This is a genomic window from Deinococcus sp. QL22 (assembly GCF_023370075.1).
Lineage (GTDB): Bacteria > Deinococcota > Deinococci > Deinococcales > Deinococcaceae > Deinococcus.
On the sequence record NZ_CP097153.1, the window covers coordinates 77,076 to 99,043 of the forward strand.

Sequence of the window (21,968 nt, forward strand, 5' to 3'; positions counted from 1 at the left end):
AATGTGTGGGAACGATTGGCGAAGCTGCGTCTAGGACCATGAGGTGCGCTGACACAGGACACGCTCAGAAACTACCGCTCAAGGGTAATCAGAGTGCGCTAACGAAAAATAAAAGAAGTGATCTTGATGAAGAGCAAAACAAGGTTCGCAGGCGTCTCTGCAACGAAACATTGACGCTTGTTGTTTCAGTCTGGGCTGTCCAACACTCTGGGTCTGGGTGCCAGTCTCATTTGCACAGCCCACAGCGCTGGGTAGAGGTAGTGGAACGCGCACAGGTCGGTTAAATCGACGCAGTACCTCTACAGCCGATAACTGCTGTGAGGCATAAAAAGAAGGAAGGGGGAGACGATGGCGGGAGTGAAAGAAAGGTTGGCGGGGGAACGGAGGGCTGTAAGACGGCGCATGGGGGCCGGAGCCATGGGGTTGGCATTGGCGCTGATGGCCTGTTCGCAAAACACGCCGCAGACTCAGCTGGGGCAAGACGACCCTTATGCGGGGGGCAAGAGTTATCCGTGGAGTGACCGTCTGGATCTGCCGAGCGCAGATCCGTATGCAGACGGCAAGAGTTACCCGTGGACGGGTATCCGCACGTCTGCTGCCGGGGTGCAAGCTCAGGCGTTGGGGAGTGGTGACAATTTCCTCTCCGACCTGACCTGGACGAGTGCCACCAACGCTTGGGGGCCGATCGAACAAGACCGGAGCAACGCCGAGCAGGCTGCGGGCGATGGGCGGCCCCTGACCATCGGCGGACAAGTCTTTGCCAAGGGGCTGGGGGTGCATGCGGCGTCTGAAGTCAGCTATACGCTGGGTGGGATGTGCAATACCTTCACGGCATCGGTGGGCATAGATGACGAGGTCGGCGACCGGGGCAGTGTCGTCTTTCAAGTCTGGAACGGCACGGCCACCAAACTGTACGACTCTGGGACGGTGCGCGGCACCGACCCGGCCAAGCCGGTCAGCGTGAACGTGGCGGGTGTTCAGAACTTACGTCTGGTGGTGACCGATGGCAGTGACGGCATCAGTTACGATCACGGGGATTGGGCGAATGCCAAAGTCAGTTGCTCGGCCGAGGAGTCCAGCGGCGTCAAGCAGCTCTCTGACCTGACGTGGACAAGCGCCACCAATGCTTGGGGACCAGTAGAGCGCGACCAGAGCAACGGCGACCAGGGGGGAGGGGACGGCAAGGTCTTAACGGTAGGCGGTGTCACGTTCGCCAAAGGGCTGGGCGTGCATGCCAGTTCGACCTTAACGTATGGGTTGGCCGCGCGCTGCACTACATTCACAGCCCAAGTTGGCCTAGACGACGAAGTCGGTGACCGGGGAAGCGTAGTTTTCCAGATTTACGGCGACGGCGTTAAACTTTATGAAAGCCCCGTCCGGCGCGGCATTGATCCGGCCCTGCCCATCAGCGTTGCGGTGGGCGGCGTGAGCGATCTGCGTTTGGTGGCCACCGACGCAGGCGACGGCATCTACTATGACCACGCCGACTGGGCCGAAGCCAAAGTCAGTTGCACCGACGACACCACGCCGCCAGCCGTGCCCAGCACCCTCACCGCTTCACCTCAAGTGGGCGGCATCGTTCTGGACTGGGCCGACAACACTGAACCAGATCTCGCCGGCTACCGCGTTTACCGCTCACCCTCGGCCAACGGGCCGTTCGGTCTGCTCACGCCCCAACCCATCATGCCTTCAACCTATAGTGACCCTGCGCCAGAGGGCGTGCGATCATTTTATCAGGTGGTTTCGGTTGACAAGGCGGGGAATATGTCGCCTCCGGCCAGCACCGATGCCACGCGCCCCAGTAGTGGCGGCAGTCCTGTGCTGACCGTCGAAAATTTAGATGCCGTTCCCTTCTTTAACCGCCTCGTGTTTAGCCGGATTGGCAGCCTGATGGCTCCGCCCAGCAACGGCGTACATGACCGCGTGACTTTGCGCCTGAAAAACACTGGAAGTTCTGTGCTTCGTGTATCCGATTTGCCGATCTCTGGGGCTTGGGCGCTCGACCCAGCTCCGACCCTGCCTGCCGACCTCGGGCCCGGCAGCTTCCTTGATGTGCGGCTGCGTTTTGTGGCCGAATCTATCAAATACCAAACCGGCACCCTGACCGTAACCTCCAACGACGCGAGTAAGCCTGCCCTGCCCGTTCAGCTCGTGGGCCTGTGGCAAAGCGTGTCCGAGGGCGACCAAGAACCCAATGTGTTCCAGATTCGGGATGCTCTCGGCTACAGCCTAAGCTTTGTGGGTGGAGAACCCACTGTTGACCAAAAAGGACTGGTGCGGGCGCAGGGCGACGAAGTGCTCTCGGCCTACTGGCAACGGGCCGATGAAACCCAGCCGGTCAATGTGCGCCAGCTGGCGGCTTACCACACACAGGGCAACACGGCGTCCCTGTTCTGGCACGACAAGCGCGACAGCACTTCTAATGTCGTCCTGACCCACGCGGGAATAGACGGCCAGACCGTACTGCCCCGCCTGAATGGGTCGTTGGCCCCTGGCGGCGCTTCTTTTAGCCCGGCTGCTGGCACCACCTTTGGCCTACGGGTCGACGATGAGTGGAGCGATTCCCGCCGCAACAGCCAAACGGCTGACCGCAACAACGGCTGCGCCCGCCCCTGCGGTCAGCACATCCGCCTGTGGCCCACCAAAGACCGCGCTGGCGTGCCGATTCCCAACACCTACCTCTTGATCATGGATTACGCGGGCATCAACTACGACTACAACGACAACATGTACCTCGTGAGCAATATCAAGCCCGCACCGATCCTGTTAAACGTAGGCGGCGCGACCTTCACCGATCCTCTGACCGGCAACGTCTGGTTGTCTGACCGCGACCAGAATGGCGACGCGCCCTTTACGCCTTCCACGGCCATTGATGAGGGCAGCGCCAGCAGCACTTACGACGTTGCAGGCACCAACAACGATCTGCTGTACCGCACCTACCGGGGCAATGTGGGCAGCGCTACCCCGCAGCAATCGCGCCAGATCAGCTTTGACATTCCGGTCAACAACGGCACCTATGTTGTCAAGCTGCACTTTGCTGACCTGTTCTGGACGACTCCCGGCAACCGCATCTTTGACGTGAGCGCCGAAGGCGTGCTGCGCGTATCCAATCTGGACATTGTGGCTCAAAGTGGCGGCGGCAAAACCGCACTGGTGGTGCCGCTCAACAACGTGCAGATCACCGATGGCAAGCTGACACTCAACCTGAAAGCCAGCGTCGATTTCCCGGCCATTTCCGGTATCGAAATCGTTCGTTAAAGGCGTGGGGCGGGGCTGCTGAATTCTTGGGCAGCCCTGCCCTGCCTTTTCGTCTCTGCTGTGACCCGATAAGGAGCCGTATGAGCAACAAAGTTGTGCTGGGCACATTGGCTACGCTGACCGTGCTGATGGCTTGCTCACGCCCAGATGGAAGCCAGTCTCAAGTGCCCGACCCTTATGCGGGGGGCAAGAGTTATCCGTGGAGTGACCGTCTGGATCTGCCGAGCGCAGATCCGTATGCAGACGGCAAGAGTTACCCGTGGACGGGTATCCGCACGTCTGCTGCCGGGGTGCAAGCTCAGGCGTTGGGGAGTGGTGACAATTTCCTCTCCGACCTGACCTGGACGAGTGCCACCAACGCTTGGGGGCCGATCGAACAAGACCGGAGCAACGCCGAGCAGGCTGCGGGCGATGGGCGGCCCCTGACCATCGGCGGACAAGTCTTTGCCAAGGGGCTGGGGGTGCATGCGGCGTCTGAAGTCAGCTATACGCTGGGTGGGATGTGCAATACCTTCACGGCATCGGTGGGCATAGATGACGAGGTCGGCGACCGGGGCAGTGTCGTCTTTCAAGTCTGGAACGGCACGGCCACCAAACTGTACGACTCTGGGACGGTGCGCGGCACCGACCCGGCCAAGCCGGTCAGCGTGAACGTGGCGGGTGTTCAGAACTTACGTCTGGTGGTGACCGATGGCAGTGACGGCATCAGTTACGATCACGGGGATTGGGCGAATGCCAAAGTCAGTTGCTCGGCCGAGGAGTCCAGCGGCGTCAAGCAGCTCTCTGACCTGACGTGGACAAGCGCCACCAATGCTTGGGGGCCAGTAGAGCGCGACCAGAGCAACGGCGAGCAGGGGGCGGGAGATGGTCGGCCCCTTACCATCGGCGGGCAGGTCTTTACGACGGGACTGGGCGTGCATGCCAGTTCGACCTTAACGTATGGGTTGGCGGGGCACTGCACGGTGTTTACGGCTCAGGTGGGCATAGATGACGAGGTCAGCGACCGGGGCAGTGTCGTCTTTCAGGTCTGGAACGGCACAGCGGCCAAGCTGTATGACTCTGGCACGGTGCGCGGCATAGACGCGGCCAAGCCGGTCAGCGTGAATCTGGCAGGCGTGCAAAGCCTGCGCCTCGTGGTCACCGATGCAGCCAACGGCATCGACTATGACCATGCGGACTGGGCCGATGCCCGCCTGACCTGTGGGGGGGACAGTACCGCTCCGGCTGCTCCGAGCGGTCTCAGCGCGTCGCCGCAAGCAGGCGGTACGGCGGTGGGCGGCATCATGCTGGACTGGGCCGACAACACCGAACCTGATCTGGCTGGCTACCGCGTTTACAGGGCCGCGCAACCCGGTGGACTGTACAGCCTGATCACCCCCCAAGGCCTCACCGCATCCTCTTTTACCGACGCCTACGCCCCCGAAAACGCGGCTTCGTACTACCGGGTCGTCGCCACAGATACGAGCGGCAACGCTTCAGGAGCGGCTCTGGCCAATGCTTTGCGCCCCCCGGCTCCTGTCACCAGTACCTACACTTATTCCGCGCTTGCCAACCAGCCCTACAGTGTGGCGGAATCTCAGGGACGGATGCTGAATGGCAGGCTGTACACCTTTGGCGGTTTCGACAGCTTGAAGGGATGCTGCACCCCCACCAACCGTGCTTACCTGTATGATCCGGCTACCTCCCTCTGGACGCCGCTGGCCCCCATGCCCGACAAAGGAGCCACGCACGCGGGCCTGACCACCGATGGAACCAGTCTCTATTACGCGGGTGGCTACCTCGCCGACAGCGCTTGGAGCGGTCAGATTTTTGGTAGCAAAGCCGTGTGGCGCTACGATCCGGCCAGCAATACCTACACCCATCTGCCCGATTTGCCCCTAGAGCGGGCGGCCGGACAGCTGGAATATCTGGACGGCAAGCTGCACTACTTCGGCGGCACCAACCTTGCCCGCACCCAAAATGTGGGCGACCACTACGTGCTAGACCTGACAGGCGCGGCCTCGTCGTGGACAGTGTCGGCCCCCTTGCCCAATCCGCGCCACCACATGGGGTCTACCGTGCTGGGCGGCAAAATCTATGCGGTGGGCGGCCAGCACGGACACGATCAGGCGTCGGTGACGCAGGCGTCGCTGCATGCCTACGACCCGGCCACCAACACCTGGACAGCCCTGCAGAGCTTGCCCCGCGCCCGCAGCCACATCTCCAACACCACCTTTGTGCTGGCTGGGCGGTTGGTCGTTGCTGGCGGAGAATCCGCGCACGACCGCCCCATTTCGGATGTCAGCGCCTACAATCCGGCCACCGACACCTGGACGGCCCTCACACCCCTTCCGGTGCCCCGTTCCTCCAGCGTGGCTGGCCCAGCCGGACAGGGCTTTGTGTACACCGGCGGCAATACGCAAGGCGGTTGGCTGGTCCTGCCCTGAACCAAAGCATGGGCCAGAGCACCAACTAAGAACATTAACAGGAAGGAGTCGTCACCTTGGACTCCTTCCTGTTTCTTTCCTGCCCACAAGCCCGGTTTACAAATTGCCCCTCAGCCACACCAGCGTGGTTGCCCAAGCGTTCTCAGCGGCGTCGCGTTTGTAGTTGGCTCCGGTGTCGTTGTGAAAGGCGTGATTGGCCCCCGGATAGATCAGGAACTGGTGCTTCACGCCTGCTGCGGTCAGTGCAGCTTGGGTGGCCGCCGCGTTATTGGTGATTCGAGGGTCGTTTTTGCCGTAAATGCCCAGTACCGCCGCCTTGATTTTGGGCACTTCTGCAAATGAAGGAGAGGGGCCGTAAAACGGAATCGCGGCTTTCAGGTCGGGCAGTTTGGTCGAGAGCAGCCACGTCATGCCGCCGCCCCAGCAAAAGCCCAACATTCCGAAACGGTCGACCTGTGCGCCCGGCTGCGTTTTCAGAAATTCCACGGCGGCTAGGCCATGCGCCGCATGCGTTTCGGCAGGCGTGCGCGCAATAAAGGCCGAGATCTGGGCCGTGTCGGTAAACTTGGCCGTGCCACCTTCCGAAGAAATAAAGTCGGGGGCCAAGGCAATAAATCCTGCTTTGGCCGCACGCCGGGCCACGTCCTGAATATGTGGCTGGAGTCCCCGGTTCTCGTGAATCACCATGACGATGGGAGCAGAGGTCACGCCCTTAGGCCGGGCGAGGTAGGCAAAATTGGTGCGGCCCAACGCCTCGTAGGTGACCGGGCCAGCGTCCAGCGAGGCGTCATCAGGAGCCACTTGATACGTGTTCTTGGCAGGTTCATTTTGCGGCGGGGCCGTTTGTGCGGCCGCCAACTCAGCGGCGCTGACCCCCGCTACGCCCAGTGAGGCCAGCAGCGTGCGTGCGCCCACAACCGACCCGCCCAAGAGCACGCTGCGGCGCAGGAACTCTCGGCGCTCCAGCTCGCCCTCACGGTAATCCTCTGTAAATTCCTCGGCCACATATCGGAACAGGTCTTGCTTGTAGTCGCTCATGCCACACTCCTTTTGAGTCCCCTCGCTTGAAATTTGTTCAGAACACTTTTCAATGTAAGCGGCGAGTCACTCTGTCAGGTGTATTGGCTACCACTAACTCCTCAAGCATATTGCACTTGGTTCCCAAGATGTGTGTATGATGACAAATAACCGTCAGAACTCATCCTAAAAAACTCTGTATTTGCAGCTACCGTTAACGAATCTGTTGCGTTGATTGCAGCAGACTTTGGCCATGAAAGAGAACGTCAGGCTTGTCTCAGCCTCTAGAGCACGCTTCGGTCTATCTGGACTCGCCATGCTGTGTACTGCGCTGTTGGGCGCTTCTGCACAGGCTCAAATAACCTATAGCGCTCCCATTACCATCACCAAAGGCGGCGTGTATTCGGGCAACTGGCAAAGCCTGAATCCAGACCAGCCTGCCGTGACCGTTTCCACAAGTGAAGCTGTCATCATTGAGAATTCCAATATTCAGAGTCGTGGCCCTCTGATTCGCAGCCGGTATGTCAAGGCCAACCTCACTGTTCGTAATTCGCGGGGTGTGGCATTAAATCCCGGTTTGGCCGCTAGCTTTCGGCGTACACCCGGCTATTTCGTTCATCTCGAAGACTTTCAAAATGCCCGAATTGAGAACAACGAATTGATCGGTACATCGGGCATGTACTTTTATAAGTTTCTGGGTGATTCGACCATTGGCCATACCATCAAAATTTTACGCAACAAGGCCCTAAATATAGATGGCCGATATAGCAGTGGCCCTGACACATTCTCGCCGACAGGCTTCTACCGTGTTCAGTTCACCCAATTCAACGATGTCAAAAATATTTCCAATGCTGAGATTGCTTGGAACCAAATCATTAACGAGCCGGGCAAGAGCCGCGTTGAAGAAAACATTAATATGTATGTCAGCAGCGGTACGCCTAATAGTCCAATCATAATTCACAACAATTACATCCAGGGTGCTTATCCAACCAACCCAGCAACTGACACGTACGGGGGTGGTGGCATCATGTTGGGCGACGGTCAGGGCAGCACCGTGGGCAAGGCTTCAGCATTTTTGCGGGCTTACAACAATCAGATCATCAGTACGTCAAATCAGGGCATCGCTATTTCCGCAGGCCATAACAATGAGGCCTACAACAACCGCGTTATCTCTAGCGGCCTCCTCCCTGATGGCCGCCGCATCGCTTCTCAGAACGTGGGCATCTACATCTGGGATCTGCACGGCGACAAGGCCCGCAATACCTTCTTCAACAACGTGATGTACGGCAACGTCGTGGCCTGGGCGCAGCCTGCGAAATCAGCCACGGCTCAAAACCCGTTCTGGTTCCCCAATTGCGATGCAGAGGCCCGCAGTCCCAAGAGTTGCAAGAACAATACGACCATCGCTGGAGTCGTTACCCGCGCGATGGAAGCACAGGAATTTGACCGCTGGCAGGCCAAACTCCGGGCGTCGAACGTGACGATTGGCCCTAAACAGTAACGCCGTTGGGCAGTGGCCGGGACGCCTGTGCCATTACCCCACCCTGTACGCCTGAAGCAGTGAAATCTAGTTCGCCGTGCTCTCCTTTGTGGGGAAGGCACGGCGAACTTTTGTCCTGTCCTAATCGCAGGCTTCGGCGGTGATTTCGGGAAAGGTCAAGCGCAGGTGGCCACCGTCGAGTTGAAGGGGTAAAAAGTGCAGCGCCCGGCGGCCTTTGGGGTAGCCGCAACGTCCGGTTTCCCACGCATGGTAGGCCAATTGCCAGTGCCCCGCAGCAGTGCGGAAAGCGTGACTGTGGCCCGGCCCGGCCAGCCGCCCGTGGGAGGCCAACACCGGGGCGTTGCGGGTTTTGTGAAAAGGGCCGAGTGGCGTGGGCCCGGACGCGTCGCCCACCGCGTACGTCTCATCTCCGAAGTCGGCGCAGGAATACAGCAGATGGAACACGCCGTCGCCTTCAATGACCTGCGGCGCTTCTACAAGTTCACGCTCCCAGGGCTCGGTGGCCGTTAAGAGAGCCACGGGGTCACTGATGAGGCTGAGGCCGTCGTCACTGAGGGCCGCGCCCCACAACTGAGTGGCCTGCCCTACTGCGTTGCCGTCGTTTTTCCAGTACAAGTACCGCTTTCTGCCAGCCGTGATCAACACATTGGCGTCAATTGCGCCGCCGAGTTCCAGCATGGTTATCAGCGGGCGGTCTGCGGCCACAAACGGGCCTTCTGGACGCTCGCTGGTGGCCACGCCGATGACTTGGCGTCCGCTGCGGCGTAGGCGGGCTGTAAAGTACAGCACGTAACGCCCGCCCATTTCGGCCACGTCAGGTGCCCAGGTAAAGCCGCGCCGCACCCAACGGGGCAACACGGGCATGGCGTCCCCCAAGAGGCTAAAACCCTGCAAATCGGCGCTGAAGACCACAGGCACATTAATCCCCGGCGTATTGGTAGCGTATACGTAATAGCCGTCTGGGGCCAGCAATACGTTGGGATCCGGCAGGTCTTCTGCAGCCGTATGGAACTCTCTGGGAAACACTTTTTTGGCCGACAAGTTGCGGGCAAACACTTTGGGAAGAAGCGCCGTGAGCGGTTTCATAAGGTCATGTTAATTTAACTCTGTTTCACTGACGCTTTTCTGACATGAATTTTTCTACCCTTATCTGCATAAGCCCGATCTGATAAGGCCAGAGCGTGCGGAATTTTTTTTCTCATACGCGTCTAGAACGGCAGTTTTTATGAGTCGGCAAGGCAGAGCCGCCCTCATGCTGCAAATGAGGCCGGCACACTGACTCCGTGATAGTTTTGAAATATCAAATTGAGGAAATATTCACTCTAGCCTTCATGCTCTCACTTTACCGTCAGTCTCATTCTCGGTCGGTAATGGCAAAAAAGTCGTCATCCGCCCGTTTGACCCAGCGGGCGGCGTGTCCGTACGGATTCATAACCGGATCAATCGTCATTTCCCGCGCCGTGCGCGTGCCCTGTGTGCTGCGTGCCAGTTCCACCAGACCCGCTTTGGGCGTGCGGTCTTCGTACAGCAGGCCGTTTTTCTCCTGAAAAGTGTCGGTCAGCTGCGTGTAACAAAACCCCGACAACCCGTGACAATCATGGATGGCCGCGAGCAATGCCGCGTAATCCTGCACGAAATCGGCCTCGTTCTGGGACTGACTATAGCCCCAGCCACTGCTATGGTCGGGAATATAGGCGATGCCACCAAATTCCGAGATCATCACGGGCTGCCCCACCGCCTGAAAGCCCATCAGCGTGAGGGCGCGGTCAGCGGGCTGCTGATGTTCCAGCGACAGCCGGGTGGATTCCAGCGTGCCGTAGCGCCGCCGCAAGATTTCGGGGTCGTCAGCATAATCGTGAATAGTCAGGATATCGGTGGCAACATGTTCCCAGCCGTCGTTCCCGATGACCGGGCGGGTGGGATCAAGGGTTTTGGTCAGGTGATACAGGGTACGCACATAGTCGCGGTGCGCGGGGTTGGTGGGCAAATCGGGCACGCCCCAAGACTCGTTGAACGGCACCCATGCCACGATGCACGGATGCGAGCGGTCACGTTCTATCACCTCTGTCCATTCGCGGATCAGGCAATGCACGGCCTGCGCCGTAAAGCGGTAGGGGCTAGGCATTTCTTCCCACACCAGCAGGCCCAGCACGTCGCACCAGTACAGCCAGCGCGGCGACTCTATTTTTTGGTGCTTACGTGCACCGTTAAATCCCAATTGGCGGGTCAATTCCACATCTCGGCGCAGTTCGGCGTCAGTGGCGGTCATCAGGCTGTCCGGCCAGTAGCCCTGATCCAACACCATTTTCAGGTAATAGGGCCGCCCATTCAGCAAAAACCGGTTGCCCGTAACCCCCACGAACCGCAGCGCCGTATAGCTCCGCACTCGGTCAAGTACTGTGTCCCCCAGCATCAACTCCACCAGGGCGTCTATCAGTTGGGGATGGTTCGGGCTCCACAGCAGTTCGTTTCGGAAATCGTCTATTCCGGGGTCGGAGAGGGCAATCTGACGCGACAATTCCGCTTGGGCCAGCCCGTAGCGGTCATCGGCCAGCAGCGTCTCATTGCGGTACAGGCGCACACGCACGCTCAGGCCCGGCAAGACTGGCCCGGCCACCTCCAGCTCCATGCCAATTTGCCACCGCAGCGGATCGGACGACCACCGCAGCGCCTGTAGATAAGTGCTGGGCACGCATTCCAGCCACACGGTTTGCCAAATGCCGGTGGTGCGCGGGTACCAGATGGAATGCGGCTCGCGTTGCCAGTCTTGTTTGCCGCGCGGTTTGGCCAAGTCATGCGGGTTGTCCTGCGCCCGCACCACGATCTCCACACTCTCGCCCGCCCGCGCCTGCTGGGTAATATCGGCAAAAAAGGGCGTATGGCCGCCGCTGTGCTGGGCCACCAAACGCCCATTGGCCCATACGGTGGCGCTGTAATCGACTGCTCCAAAATGCAGCAGCAACCTGCCTGCGCGCTCCTCGGGTGTGGGCGTCAGCGTCAGCCCGTACCACACCACCGAATGAAAGCCCTGATCATGAATCCCGCTCCGCACGCTTTCGGGAGCGTAGGGAACCTCGATTTCGCGGTCAAAGATCACTTCACTGGGGTGCTGCCAAACTCCGGCATCTTCAAAACAAAAGCGCCAAGTGCCGCTGAGATCGCGCCAATGCTCGCGCTCCAGCAGCGGGGTGGGGTGGTTGGAATACGGCACGGAGGCTCCTGCTGCCGGGCCAATTTGTCCGGCGGGTCAAAGAAAGTGGGGGAGAGGCGGCTTCAGAAGGCGGTTCCAGAAGGCAAAGATACGGACTCTGGATGACAAATAAACACGACCCGCTTTTCCAAATGTTCAGGAATTCGCCCACTTCCACTTAAGGTCAACAATTGTTATTGTACAGCAGATATTTTAATGAAATTTTGCAATACTATAGCAAAAGCTATATGGAGTATTGATACTTGTTGAAATTGCTATTTAAAGCACGCTTTGATCTAGAGTAGGCACTGATCAGCTTTCATTCATGAAGAATACGGGAGATAATTTGAGCTTGCCGACTTGAGTCCACTAGCAACAACAGTCAGACGAGTCAATCTGGCTTCACTGCTAAGGCGTCAGAGTTTCGTAAGAGACTGCCTGCGCATTGTACAAGCGTCAGGCAAGGACGCCTATCCTGTAATCCGGGCACCCCAAACAGGTTAAGCCAGTGGTGTGACCGTCTATCAGTCCCCGCGCTCTTTATTCGGAGCGTTGAGTCACTAGACCTCTTGCGAAAGTCAGGCGGGACGTGCGCGGGTGAGGTTACAGAGCGCAGCGATCAGCTGAACCCGGAGTGCAAACCGACGTCGCCGATGTCGGTACACGCCCTTCAACACGCGGAAGATTTTCATGCGACGGATGACATGCTCGATCCCCTGCCGGGTCTGCGCCAGCACACGATTATCCTGGCGCTGTTCGGCTGACAGAGGCGACGCTCGCGTCGCCTTATGGGTGGTGATGGCATGCCCGTGGCTCCGCCAGAGTCCCTGGTATCCAGCGTCCCCGATCAGCGCCGTCTCGTTGGGCAGCCGCACGCCAGACTGACGGAACAGCTTCAGATCATGAACGACCCCAGCACTCGTGGCGGTGCCCAATACGGCGCTGTGTCACCGTGCACATCAGCACCTGAAACTTCAGGGTATGGCGCTTCTTCTTCCCGCTGTACCAACCGCCCTGCTTTTTTTGGGCCGTTCACACGGGACCTCAGAAGCATCAACCGCGACAATGCTATAGACGAGCTGCGCTTCCTGAAATACGCGTTTCTTGGGCATCTGGAAGTGCGCACTGGCGATCAATGCCGCTTCCACGCGTTGCACCGTGCGGTGCACGGTGGTTTCATGCACACCCCAATCGTCACCCAGGTGTGCAAAGGTTCGATACTCACGCCAGAATTCTAGGGTCATCAGCAGCTGTTCAGCCACGCTCAGCGCGGCTGGGCGGCCAGATTTCTTCTTCCGTCCTTCGCCGAGGGTCAGCACTTCTTCCATCTCGGCAAAGGTTTCCGGGGAAACCCCGGTGCGTCGACGAAACTGCTTGCGGTTCATCTTCAGCGTGCGTGTCAGACGGTCTCGCTCCACGCTACCAGCTTAGCCCACGACTTTCGCAAGAGGTCTAATCTATTGCAATTTTTGCAAGCTCGGCACCGTTTTCCCCTTTGTTTTTCCCACAGTTCGTCTCAAGTTGCCGTGTTTAGGGCTGCCGCGAGCCGGATGGGATCACGCTGTGCCGTTTAGGAGTTTTCCCGTGCACATACGCCCGTTGCAAACCAAGTCCATGCTGGCCCTTGCCCCTACGCTGGCTTTCTGCGCTTCGGTGCCTGAACTGTTTAGTCCGGGCGCTGCTGGTTCGGAGGTGCAAACGCTTGATGACGGCGCTGCGACGGCCCACTCGTTGCTTGGTCTTAGCGCACAGCCCTTGGCCTTCCGGCACCTGCTGAGTGCCACCAGCGGTTGGGGGCCAATGGAATGTGACCTCAGCAATGGCGAGCAAACGGCCGCAGATGGGCAGGTGCTCTCCTTGAACGGCCAAATCTATGCGCGGGGGTCCGGCGTTCACGCCCCCTCCAGCCTCGTGTTCAGTGTGGGCGAGGGTTGCGAGACCTTGAGCGCCGACGTGGGAGTAGACGATGAAGTCAGCGGCGGCAGCGTGACCCTTGAGGTCTGGGCCGACGGCAAACTGGTGCACAATTCGGGCCTGATGAGCAGCGCTGAATCCGCCAAGAGCCTGGTGGTCGATGTGGCAGGGAAAAAGGAACTGCAATTGGTGGTCACCTCTTCCGGAGACGGGTCTTCTCAGGATCATGCGGACTAGGGGGCTCCGACCCTGCACGGGTGCGCCCCTGGCGATACTGCCGAAGCAAATACCGAAAACGCCTTTGACGGCCCGCTGATCATCACGCGGGGCGGCACCTATTCAGGCCAGTGGGAGTCACTTGATCCGCGTGTGCCTGCCATCAAAATCACTACCAGCGCACCAGTCATCATCGGAAACAGCGTCATTCGTGGGCGCGGCAGTCTGATTCAGGGCCTCCGCAGCCGCCTCACCGTCCGCAATACTCGCGGCGTCGGTATATATCCTAACGTGGCAGGCCTCAGTCCCGGACGCTTTGCTAGCCTGGAAAAAGTGTACGACGTGCGGATGGAAAACAACCTGCTGGAAGGCACGGGCGGGATTTGTATTCGCCAGTACCGGGGCGACGCGGCGCGGGGCGAAACAATTACCGTGCGGCGCAATGTGGTCAAGAACATCGACGGACGCCAAAGTGACGGCAACGGCGGCTACTCCGACAAGGCGTTCAACTGAGCGCAGCTTGTGCAGTTCAACGACATGACCCGCATCGCTGGGGCCGAAATCGCCTGGAATCAGGTCGTCAACGAACCCGGCAAGAGCCGCGTCGAAGACAACATCAATCCTGTATATCAGCAGCGGCACGCCCACCAGCCCTATCAAAATCCACGACAACGATATTCATGGTGCCTACAACGCAGCCCCAGCCACCGACGGAGTGTTTTCGGGCGGCGGCATCATGATCGGTGACGGCAAAGTCAGTGACCCCACCAAGAACGGGTACGCGCACGTGTACCACAACCAAATTGTCAGCACCTCCAAGTACGGGATTGCCATCGCGGGCGGCATGGGCAGCATTCTGGAAAACAACCGCGTGCTGTCCAGTGGCCGCCTGCCCGACGGCTCGCCCGTGCCCGCCCAAATGTGGGGATGTACCTGTGGGACGCCCACCACGCCGCCGAGCTCAGCCCCTCGATTTTCGGCCAGAACATCGTGCGCGACAACGTCATCGGCTGGACAAGAGTGCGCGGCAGCGTCGTAGAAGGCAATCCACTCTGGTGGCCTGCCACAGGACTGAACGGCAGCGTCACCGGTTCGACCACCACCTTGGGGACAGCCGTGACCCTGGAGACTGAACGGCAGGAATTTGAGCGCTGGCAAGACAAACTCGCGCAGGCGGGCGTGCGGATCGGCGCACAGGAATAGCGCGTGGGTTGCTGTGGGGCGGGCCTGAAGGAGTTAATCAGAGCCTGCGCCCCTCCACGAACAAGCACAAGCTGAACCGGCGGCGGTCTAACGCTTTCTCCAGACGCCTTCCGCCGACCCGTGACGCTGTTCGGGGCTGTGTGGTACGGCAGGCCGCCCCGATTCTCCCCATACCGAATGAATCCCGTTGTTCTGGGATTCAGGCCGACCAGTCGCGGCCAGAAGATAGGACGGACTCTGTGGTCTGGACGCGCCGTTGGTGGGGTTCTTCGGCGGGCGGAAATGGAACGAAATCCCCCTCAGGTGTCACCTTCTGAGCGCACAAGCGGTATCGTGCGCCCTATAAGCGGTGATGGCCAGTCAGTCGGCCCGCCGAGTTCAGGAGGTTTCCCCCGTGAAGAATGCCCAAGCACACCTGCAATTCACTGACCCTGCCGCTGATATAGCCGAAATGGTGGCGCTGCTGCTGGCCCTGCCCAGCGGTGCAGAGGCCGTTGAGGAACTGCCTACTGACGACATCGTCGAACAGTTGGTGGCCCTCTCCGGCGAGCAACTCCGGCGCGTGATCGAGGCCGTGACCGCGCAGGCCCACGCTGACGCTGCCGATCCCTCGGTGCCCCCGCACAGTGACCCGGAACAAGTCATGACCGACAGTTGGCGCGAAGAACTGATGGCTTGCCGCGCCCGCACCTGGCCCTCGCCCGACCAAGCTGGGCTGCTGGTGGGGCCACACGTCCTGATTCTGACAGATGGGCAACAGGGCGTGATTTTGAGCGCGGCGGGTGTACGGGTGCTGAAGCCCAGCATAGGCGGCTCGCTGATGCTGCTGTGCCAAACTATCGTGATGGCCGAACACGCCGTGAATGCCCAAGACCTCGGCAACTTGCGTCAGCAGCGCATCGAGTCGGCGTCGACCACCTTGTCGGAAATCCAGCCGATTGAGTAGGGGCTGATTGAATAGGGTGGGCTGACGGCCTGACACAATTTATGAGGGAGAGCGAAATCTGAGCACCCAGCCGCCTTCTAAAGCGTCCACAGAACTGACATGCGATTTCTTGCGACGTCCGGGAGGCGCCGGATCGGCGCCTCCTTGGAGCGTCAGGCGGTTGAGTACTGCCTGCCCCCGGCTCAGCGCGAAGTGGACGCCGCGTAAACCAAGTTTCAAATAGCTCAGGGCGCGGTTCCAATGGGGATCAATGGTTCTGCGCACACCCTGCTGCACGAGCTGGAGTCCTTCGGAGACGAGCAGGAGCGTGGCCACAGAGATCACCAGGATCAGGCGTTCGAGGCTGGCGGCATCACGCAGTTTGGAGTCCTCCAGACCGAAGAGGCCACTCTTATCATCCAAGAATCCTTCCTCTATTTGGAAGCGCTCGCCGTACTCAGCAAACGTTGCACGACTGGTGGGTTCATCGCTCACCACCTGCCACTGCTCTGGGCCGTCCGTGGGACGGCCAGAAACATCCACCGGCCCAAATCGGTGTCCGGTGATCGTGACGTTGTGGAAGCAGCGCGTTTCGCGCGCTGCGAGTTTGATTTCCCCGATGGTGCAGACCCGTTGCCCGTCTGGAGCGGCCAGAATCAGGCTCGATTTGATGCGGATGCGGAAGTGCCATCCGCAGACGCGGAGCCAGCCCATCAAGGCCGTGTCGCAAAAACCCCGATCCGCCAGGAGTCGAACATCGTGCAGCCCAAGAAAATCCAGCAGGCCTTTGACCTCGGCGAGGACAGGCAGGAGTTGTTCGGTGCCGACCTGAGCACTGGCATGCTCTAGGACGCGGGAGACGAGCGGTACCGCGCGTCCCCGGTAGAGGACGGCCACCCGGATCAGACAGAAGCGTCCGAACAGGATGCTGGTGTCCAGCGCCAGCGTCAGGGAATGCGGGCCCCAATCCCGCAAGGCTCGGGTAATCAGGGGGCCATACACACTGCCAGGGGCGATGGCTGGATTCTCCAGCCACCGTCGGCAGCGACGTTCGGTGCTCTGGGCGACCGTGGCCTGGGAGTGGATGTGCGGCAGCCAGGAGGGAATGGAAACGCTCTGGGACAGCACCAAGCCGCTGACCATCCAGGCCAGCGTACGGGCGTTGCGGACGTCGTTCCACAGGGCGGGGTGGAGGTGGGGCAGGATCGCTTGGTACAGTCGGGGGGCGTCCCCGGTGGCATTTTCGGTCTTCACAAACAGAAAGTGTCCCCTACCGGGGACGCTTTCTCATAAATTGTGTCAGGCCATCAGATAGGGTGGGTCAAGATCGGCAAACGCAGGCTTGACCGCCCGCTGAAACTCTCCTGATAGACCGGGCTGCATGAGACTTTCTGCTCCTGCGCGGCTGGCTTTGGCGACCCTAACCCTCAGCGCTGCCCTGACCGCCTGCATGCAACCGAACACGCCCGATTTCCCGCTGGTCACGACCCTCGGCTTTGAAGGCTTCGATGCCCAGCAGTCCACGCTGAAGCTGCGCGGCGGCACACCCAGCGCCCTGCTGTCCACAGACGCCGAACCCGAATACATCACGGTTGCGCCGGACGGCAAGGCGGCTTACATCACCGTGCAGGAGAGCAACGCGGTAGCCACCCTCGACCTGACCACCGGAACCTGGGCGGGCCTGAAATCGCTGGGCTTCAAAGACCACTCGGCGGCGGGCATGGGCCTGGATGCCAGTGACCGGGACGGCGGCATCAACATTCAGAATTGGCCTGTGCAGGGCGCGTATATGCCCGATGCTATCGCCAGCTTTGCCAGCGGAGGCCAAACGTACCTGCTGACCGCCAACGAGGGCGATACCCGTGAGTACACGGCCTTTGCCGACGCCACCAAAGTGTCTGACCTGAAGCTGGACGCGGCCACCTTTCCGAACGCTGCCGATCTGCAAAAAGATGCCGCGCTGGGCCGACTGCTGGTCAGCCGAGTCGATGCCGACACCGATGGAGACGGCGACGCTGACCGTTTGGTGTCGTTTGGGGGCCGCAGCATGACGGTCTGGAAGTCCGACCTGACCCGCGTGGCCGACACGGGCGACCTGTTCGAACGCAAAACGGCGGAACTGACGCCTTCCAGCTTCAATTCCAATGGCACGGGCAGCACCCGCGACACCCGCAGTGACAACAAAGGCCCGGAAGCCGAAGGCGTCACGGTGGGCCAAGTGGCCGGGAAGACCTTGGCATTTGTGGGCTTGGAGCGCACCGGCGGCGTGATGGTGCTGGACGTGAGTACGCCCGCAGCCCCAGCGTTTGTGGCCTATGCCAATACCGTAACGACCACCGCCACCCCGAACAGTGGTTTGGCAGGCGACCTCGGCCCCGAAGGGTTGCTGTTTATTCCCGCCGCCGAGAGTCCCAACGGCACCAACATGTTGGTCGTCGCCAACGAGGTCAGCGGTTCCACGACCCTCTACAGCGTGGCCGATTCGGGCAACCTGACGTTGCTGGGGCGCCACCAGGTCACGCCTTTCGCGTTCGACAGGGGTGCAGCCGAGATTCCCGCCTACGATCCGGCCAGCAAGCGCCTGTTCGTCGTGAACGGGGCGACGGGTGGGCTGGATATTCTGACGATTGTCGACCCCGCCAAGCCTGCACTCGTGGGCGCGGCCGATCTGAGCAAATACGGATCCAGTGCCAATAGCGTCACGGTGCACAATGGTGTGGTGGCCGTCGCCGTGCAAGACGCCGTGAAAACCAACCCCGGCAAAGTGGCCTTCCTGAACAGCGACGGCACCGAACGCGCCCCCGCCGTCACTGTGGGAGCGCTGCCCGACATGCTCACGTTTACGCCCAACGGCTCGCTCTTGCTGGTCGCCAACGAGGGCGAGCCGAACGACGCTTACACGGTGGACCCCGCAGGATCGGTCAGCCTGATCAACGTGGGTAAGGCGCTTCAGAGCAAGTGAAGTAAAGCAGTAGGCTGGAACTGCAACGGCCCCATCCCGCGCCGAATAGCCGCAGGGTGGGCCGTTTTGGCTGGCTTCGGCGGACGAATGCGGAATCATGTGGCCCACCCTGTCTGCCGCGCTTTACCCCACCGGCACCGTCTGTCTGTTCTCGCTCGCCCAGCGACTCGCCCCCAGTCAGGAATTAGAGCATTGAGAGAATCAGGCTTCAGGAGGCTTTGTACCGACGCTGTAATTCGGACGACTGCTCCAAGTGGGCATCTATGAACCAGACTGGGCTGCGCAGCCCGTTAACGGCGCGGGCGGTAACGCCACGACATGAGGCCTTGTCGGGGCGGTCTATGATTACGTTTGACACAAAATGTTAAGGTGGGCTACGTCAAAAACCTACTAGCTCAGCATGGATTTCTTTTGGCGGATAACCTTTGAGAGGCATCACAAGGAGAGCGTCACATGAACCGACTGACCGAGCAACGCGCCCACTTGATCGACCTGACCCATACCCTGCGCGACACTGTTTTCGGTGAAATCACGGACGCTAATCTGGACTTCAGTCCCGGCGGGACTGCCCTGACCTTGCGCCGCCTGTTGCTGGAACAGGCCGAAATTCAGGCGGCCTACGCCGAGTCGTTCCGAACGCTTAAACTGAAATTTGATGTGGTGGCCCCCGAAGAAATCCGAACCACCGCGCAGATTCAGGAGTGGTTTGCCCAGCTGGACACCGAAATGTTTGAAGCGCTGGACGCCCTGAGTAATGAAGACCTGTCGCGGCCCCACGAGCCACGCGGGCAGATGTCGCCGCGCTACACGGTGGAAATCAGCTTTCACACCTACCGCGAATCGGTGCTGATTTTCGCTGCCAAAGCCAGCGTGTACCTGCGGGCCCTGGGCCGCACTCTCCCCAAGCTGATGAAGAGCTTCGTGGGCTAAGCCAGAGTACGAACAGTATGGAAATCCTGGCATGGGTGACGCAGTCAACACGGAATTTCCCTCGGCCTTCAGCCGTACAGATCATTGGCGGTGTCTGGCGACGCCCGTTCAGAACCGTTGTGGCTCTGTTGTCGCCTATGCAGGGCAGCCCCTTGACATCTCGGCACATGTAAGTAAAATAGTGACAAGGCAAGTGGAGGGCCACCCAGTGAACAGTCAATATTCCATTGCCGTCCATATCCTGACCCTCCTCGACTCCTCGTCTGGGGCGGGGGCTTCAGCCGAAATTGCCGGGAGCGTGGGCGTCAATCCCGTGGTGATCCGTAGCGTTACGGGGCTGTTGCGAAAGGCCGGACTCCTGACCACTCAGCGTGGAGTTTCGGGGGCACAGCTGACCCGGCCCGCCCACCAGATCAGCCTGCTGGACGTGTACCGCGCCGTAAACGCACCCGACTCGGTGCTGAAGGTACACGCACATCCCAATCTGGCTTGCCCAGTGGGAGCAGGTATTCAGCGCGCGTTAGAGGAAGTGTACGGGCAGGCGCAGGCCGCCCTCGAATCCCGGTTGGCCGAAGTCATGCTCTCCGACATCACCCGCGCCGTGCATCAGCAAGCCAGTTGATTTTTTTTCGGCAAGATGTAAGTAATTTATCTACACCTTTCTGCCGCCCTCTCTCTGCCCTGCATTGGGTCCAACAGGAGTTTTTATGATTGCCACTACTGGAGCCACCGGACACCTCGGTCAACTGACCGTTTACGCTCTGCTCGATCAGGGCATTGCCCCTCAGGACATCGTGGCCTTGGTGCGCGATCCGCAGAAGGCCGCTTCGCTTTCGGCTCTTGGCGTGCAGGTGCGCCGGGCGGATTACACCCAGCCAGAGACTCTGAAGACCGCGCTAGAAGGCGTTGAAAAAGTGCTCTTGGTGTCGTCCAGCGACTTTGCCGACCGTGTGGGCCAGCACCGCCACGTCATAGAAGCTGCCAAGCAGGCCGGAGTGAAACTGTTGGCCTACACCAGCATTTTGCGGGCCGATACGTCCAGACTCTCTCTGGCTGCCGACCACAAAGCCACCGAAGAACTGGTTCGGGCATCGGGCTTGACATTCGTGTTCTTGCGGAACAGCTGGTACATGGAAAACTACAATCCAGCGCAGGCCGTGCAACACGGAGCCGTTGCCGGAAGTGCCGGAAAAGGCCGCGTGAGTGCCGCCGCCCGCGCCGATTACGCCGCCGCTGCCGCCGCCGTGCTGACCCAACCGGGCCACGATAACGCTGTGTACGAACTGGGCGGAGACGAGGCCTTCACGCTGACCGAACTGGCCGCCGAAGTGCAGGCCCAGAGTGGCCGCCCCGTGACCTACCAAGACATGCCGCAGGAGACCTACGCCCAGATGCTGCGCGGTGTGGGATTGCCCGGCGTGGTGGCCGACATGCTGGCCAACTCCGACGTTTGTCTGGCACAGGGCGATCTGTACACCGAGAGCCGCGACCTGAGCCGCTTGATCGGACGCCCGACCACGACATTGAAAGAAGCGGTGAAAGCAGCATTGGCTTAAGCCGTTGATGTTGGAGCAACGCTAAATACTAAAAAGAACCCGGAATCTGTGTCAAAGATTCTGGGTTCCTTAGTACTGCAGTTGCAATTAAGAGCGTGAGGGATGTCGAGCTCTTCTCCTCTGGCTCAACCCCATCACTGGTGGGCTGACCTCCACGTGCTCCACCAGCGGATTGCGCCCCGTTTCACCCGCAGCGAACAACGCCAGCGTGCTCTGGCGGACCTGCAAGCGCTCCTCAGCCCGGTCGAGCGCAAGAACGGCTGGCAAATTGCGGAGCAGATCGGTGAGCGCACGCCCTTTGGCGTCCAACGCTTGTTGTCCACGGCGCAGAGGGATGCGGAGGTCGTTCGTGACGATCTTTGCGAGTACGTCCTTGAGCACCTTCAGACCCCCGAAGCCGTGCTGATCCTCGACGAAACGGGCTTTCTCACGAAAGGCACCCAATCCGCCGGTGCCCAGCGGCACTGCGGGGCGAGTTGAACACTGTCAAATCGGGGTCTTCCTCGCCTACGCCACGCCTCATGGCACTGCCCTGATCGACCGCGAGCTCTTTTTGCCCAAGAGCTGGACCCTCAATCCTACCCGGTGTGCCGCAGCTCAGATTCCCGAGACCGTTCCGGCCGCCACCACACCACAACTCGCGCAAGCCATGCTGAAGGTGGCGTGCACGCTGCCTGGGTCACCGGCGACGCAGGGTACTCGGCCTCCAACGTCCGCACTTTCCTGGAACAGCGTCAACACCCGTATGTCCTGGCGACCGCTTCGAATCCTCACGTGTGGGTCTGGAACCAGAACGGGCCTGCACAACTCCAGGTCGCCGACGTCGCCCAACGGTTGTGTTGCCTCAACTGGTCTCACGGCAGACTGATG

General features: G+C 60.1%; 18 protein-coding genes and 1 pseudogene. 13 read left to right on the top strand and 6 right to left on the bottom strand.

Annotated elements, in window-relative coordinates:
• Positions 1–402 precede the first annotated feature (402 nt).
• Entirely contained in the window at positions 403–3,258 is a 2,856-nt protein-coding gene (locus M1R55_RS25125; protein ID WP_249396034.1) for an NPCBM/NEW2 domain-containing protein, read from the top strand.
• A gap of 80 nt (positions 3,259–3,338) precedes the next feature.
• Positions 3,339–5,684, top strand: coding sequence for an NPCBM/NEW2 domain-containing protein (locus M1R55_RS25130; protein ID WP_249396035.1), 2,346 nt, complete (start codon positions 3,339–3,341; stop codon positions 5,682–5,684).
• Between the two features lie 96 nt (positions 5,685–5,780).
• Here M1R55_RS25130 and M1R55_RS25135 read toward each other — a convergent pair whose 3' ends face one another.
• Positions 5,781–6,722 carry a dienelactone hydrolase family protein gene (locus M1R55_RS25135; protein WP_249396036.1) on the bottom strand — a complete coding sequence of 314 codons (942 nt, stop codon included), beginning with the start codon at positions 6,720–6,722 and terminating at the stop codon, positions 5,781–5,783.
• Positions 6,723–6,954: 232 nt separating this feature from the next.
• Between M1R55_RS25135 and M1R55_RS25140 the strand changes: the two genes are divergently transcribed.
• The gene (locus M1R55_RS25140; RefSeq protein WP_249396037.1) at positions 6,955–8,202 is read left to right on the top strand and encodes a hypothetical protein; all 1,248 of its coding nucleotides are present in this window, start codon (positions 6,955–6,957) and stop codon (positions 8,200–8,202) included.
• 120 nt (positions 8,203–8,322) lie between these two features.
• Here the strand turns inward: M1R55_RS25140 and M1R55_RS25145 are convergent, their stop codons facing one another.
• The 4 genes from M1R55_RS25145 to M1R55_RS25160 all read right to left on the bottom strand — a co-directional run bounded on the left by M1R55_RS25145 (position 8,323) and on the right by M1R55_RS25160 (position 12,777).
• Positions 8,323–9,288 carry a glycoside hydrolase family 43 protein gene (locus M1R55_RS25145; RefSeq protein ID WP_249396038.1) on the bottom strand — a complete coding sequence of 322 codons (966 nt, stop codon included), beginning with the start codon at positions 9,286–9,288 and terminating at the stop codon, positions 8,323–8,325.
• A 268-nt stretch (positions 9,289–9,556) separates the two neighbouring features.
• Positions 9,557–11,413: a glycoside hydrolase family 2 protein gene (locus M1R55_RS25150; RefSeq protein ID WP_249396039.1), complete on the bottom strand. Its 1,857-nt coding sequence runs from the start codon at positions 11,411–11,413 to the stop codon at positions 9,557–9,559.
• A 557-nt stretch (positions 11,414–11,970) separates the two neighbouring features.
• Positions 11,971–12,327, bottom strand: coding sequence for a transposase family protein (locus M1R55_RS25155; protein WP_249396040.1), 357 nt, complete (start codon positions 12,325–12,327; stop codon positions 11,971–11,973).
• Between the two features lie 39 nt (positions 12,328–12,366).
• Positions 12,367–12,777, bottom strand: coding sequence for a transposase family protein (locus M1R55_RS25160; RefSeq protein WP_249396041.1), 411 nt, complete (start codon positions 12,775–12,777; stop codon positions 12,367–12,369).
• A gap of 199 nt (positions 12,778–12,976) precedes the next feature.
• Between M1R55_RS25160 and M1R55_RS25165 the strand changes: the two genes are divergently transcribed.
• The 5 genes from M1R55_RS25165 (at position 12,977) to M1R55_RS25185 (ending at position 15,671) form a co-directional block, all read left to right on the top strand.
• The gene (locus M1R55_RS25165) at positions 12,977–13,543 is read left to right on the top strand and encodes an NPCBM/NEW2 domain-containing protein (RefSeq protein ID WP_249396042.1); all 567 of its coding nucleotides are present in this window, start codon (positions 12,977–12,979) and stop codon (positions 13,541–13,543) included.
• 132 nt (positions 13,544–13,675) lie between these two features.
• Positions 13,676–14,035: a hypothetical protein gene (locus tag M1R55_RS25170; RefSeq protein WP_249396043.1), complete on the top strand. Its 360-nt coding sequence runs from the start codon at positions 13,676–13,678 to the stop codon at positions 14,033–14,035.
• A gap of 24 nt (positions 14,036–14,059) precedes the next feature.
• Positions 14,060–14,269, top strand: coding sequence for a hypothetical protein (locus M1R55_RS25175; protein ID WP_249396044.1), 210 nt, complete (start codon positions 14,060–14,062; stop codon positions 14,267–14,269).
• 180 nt (positions 14,270–14,449) lie between these two features.
• Positions 14,450–14,725 carry a hypothetical protein gene (locus M1R55_RS25180; protein ID WP_249396045.1) on the top strand — a complete coding sequence of 92 codons (276 nt, stop codon included), beginning with the start codon at positions 14,450–14,452 and terminating at the stop codon, positions 14,723–14,725.
• A gap of 394 nt (positions 14,726–15,119) precedes the next feature.
• Positions 15,120–15,671 (top strand): hypothetical protein, encoded by a 552-nt coding sequence (locus M1R55_RS25185; protein ID WP_249396046.1) that lies wholly within the window; start codon positions 15,120–15,122, stop codon positions 15,669–15,671.
• A gap of 39 nt (positions 15,672–15,710) precedes the next feature.
• Here the strand turns inward: M1R55_RS25185 and M1R55_RS25190 are convergent, their stop codons facing one another.
• Positions 15,711–16,904: a transposase gene (locus tag M1R55_RS25190; protein ID WP_249396047.1), complete on the bottom strand. Its 1,194-nt coding sequence runs from the start codon at positions 16,902–16,904 to the stop codon at positions 15,711–15,713.
• 127 nt (positions 16,905–17,031) lie between these two features.
• Here M1R55_RS25190 and M1R55_RS25195 point away from each other — a divergent pair, with 127 nt between their 5' ends.
• The 5 genes and pseudogenes from M1R55_RS25195 to M1R55_RS25215 all read left to right on the top strand — a co-directional run.
• Positions 17,032–18,612: a choice-of-anchor I family protein gene (locus tag M1R55_RS25195; protein WP_249396048.1), complete on the top strand. Its 1,581-nt coding sequence runs from the start codon at positions 17,032–17,034 to the stop codon at positions 18,610–18,612.
• A gap of 453 nt (positions 18,613–19,065) precedes the next feature.
• Entirely contained in the window at positions 19,066–19,542 is a 477-nt protein-coding gene (locus M1R55_RS25200; protein ID WP_249396049.1) for a hypothetical protein, read from the top strand.
• Between the two features lie 208 nt (positions 19,543–19,750).
• A complete protein-coding gene (locus M1R55_RS25205) occupies positions 19,751–20,164 on the top strand; it encodes an Rrf2 family transcriptional regulator (RefSeq protein WP_249396050.1) in 414 nt (137 codons plus the stop codon).
• 85 nt (positions 20,165–20,249) lie between these two features.
• Entirely contained in the window at positions 20,250–21,098 is an 849-nt protein-coding gene (locus M1R55_RS25210) for an SDR family oxidoreductase (RefSeq protein WP_249396051.1), read from the top strand.
• Positions 21,099–21,200: 102 nt separating this feature from the next.
• Positions 21,201–21,950 (top strand): annotated as a pseudogene (locus tag M1R55_RS25215) (IS701 family transposase); the annotation flags it as partial.
• Positions 21,951–21,968: the final 18 nt, after the last annotated feature.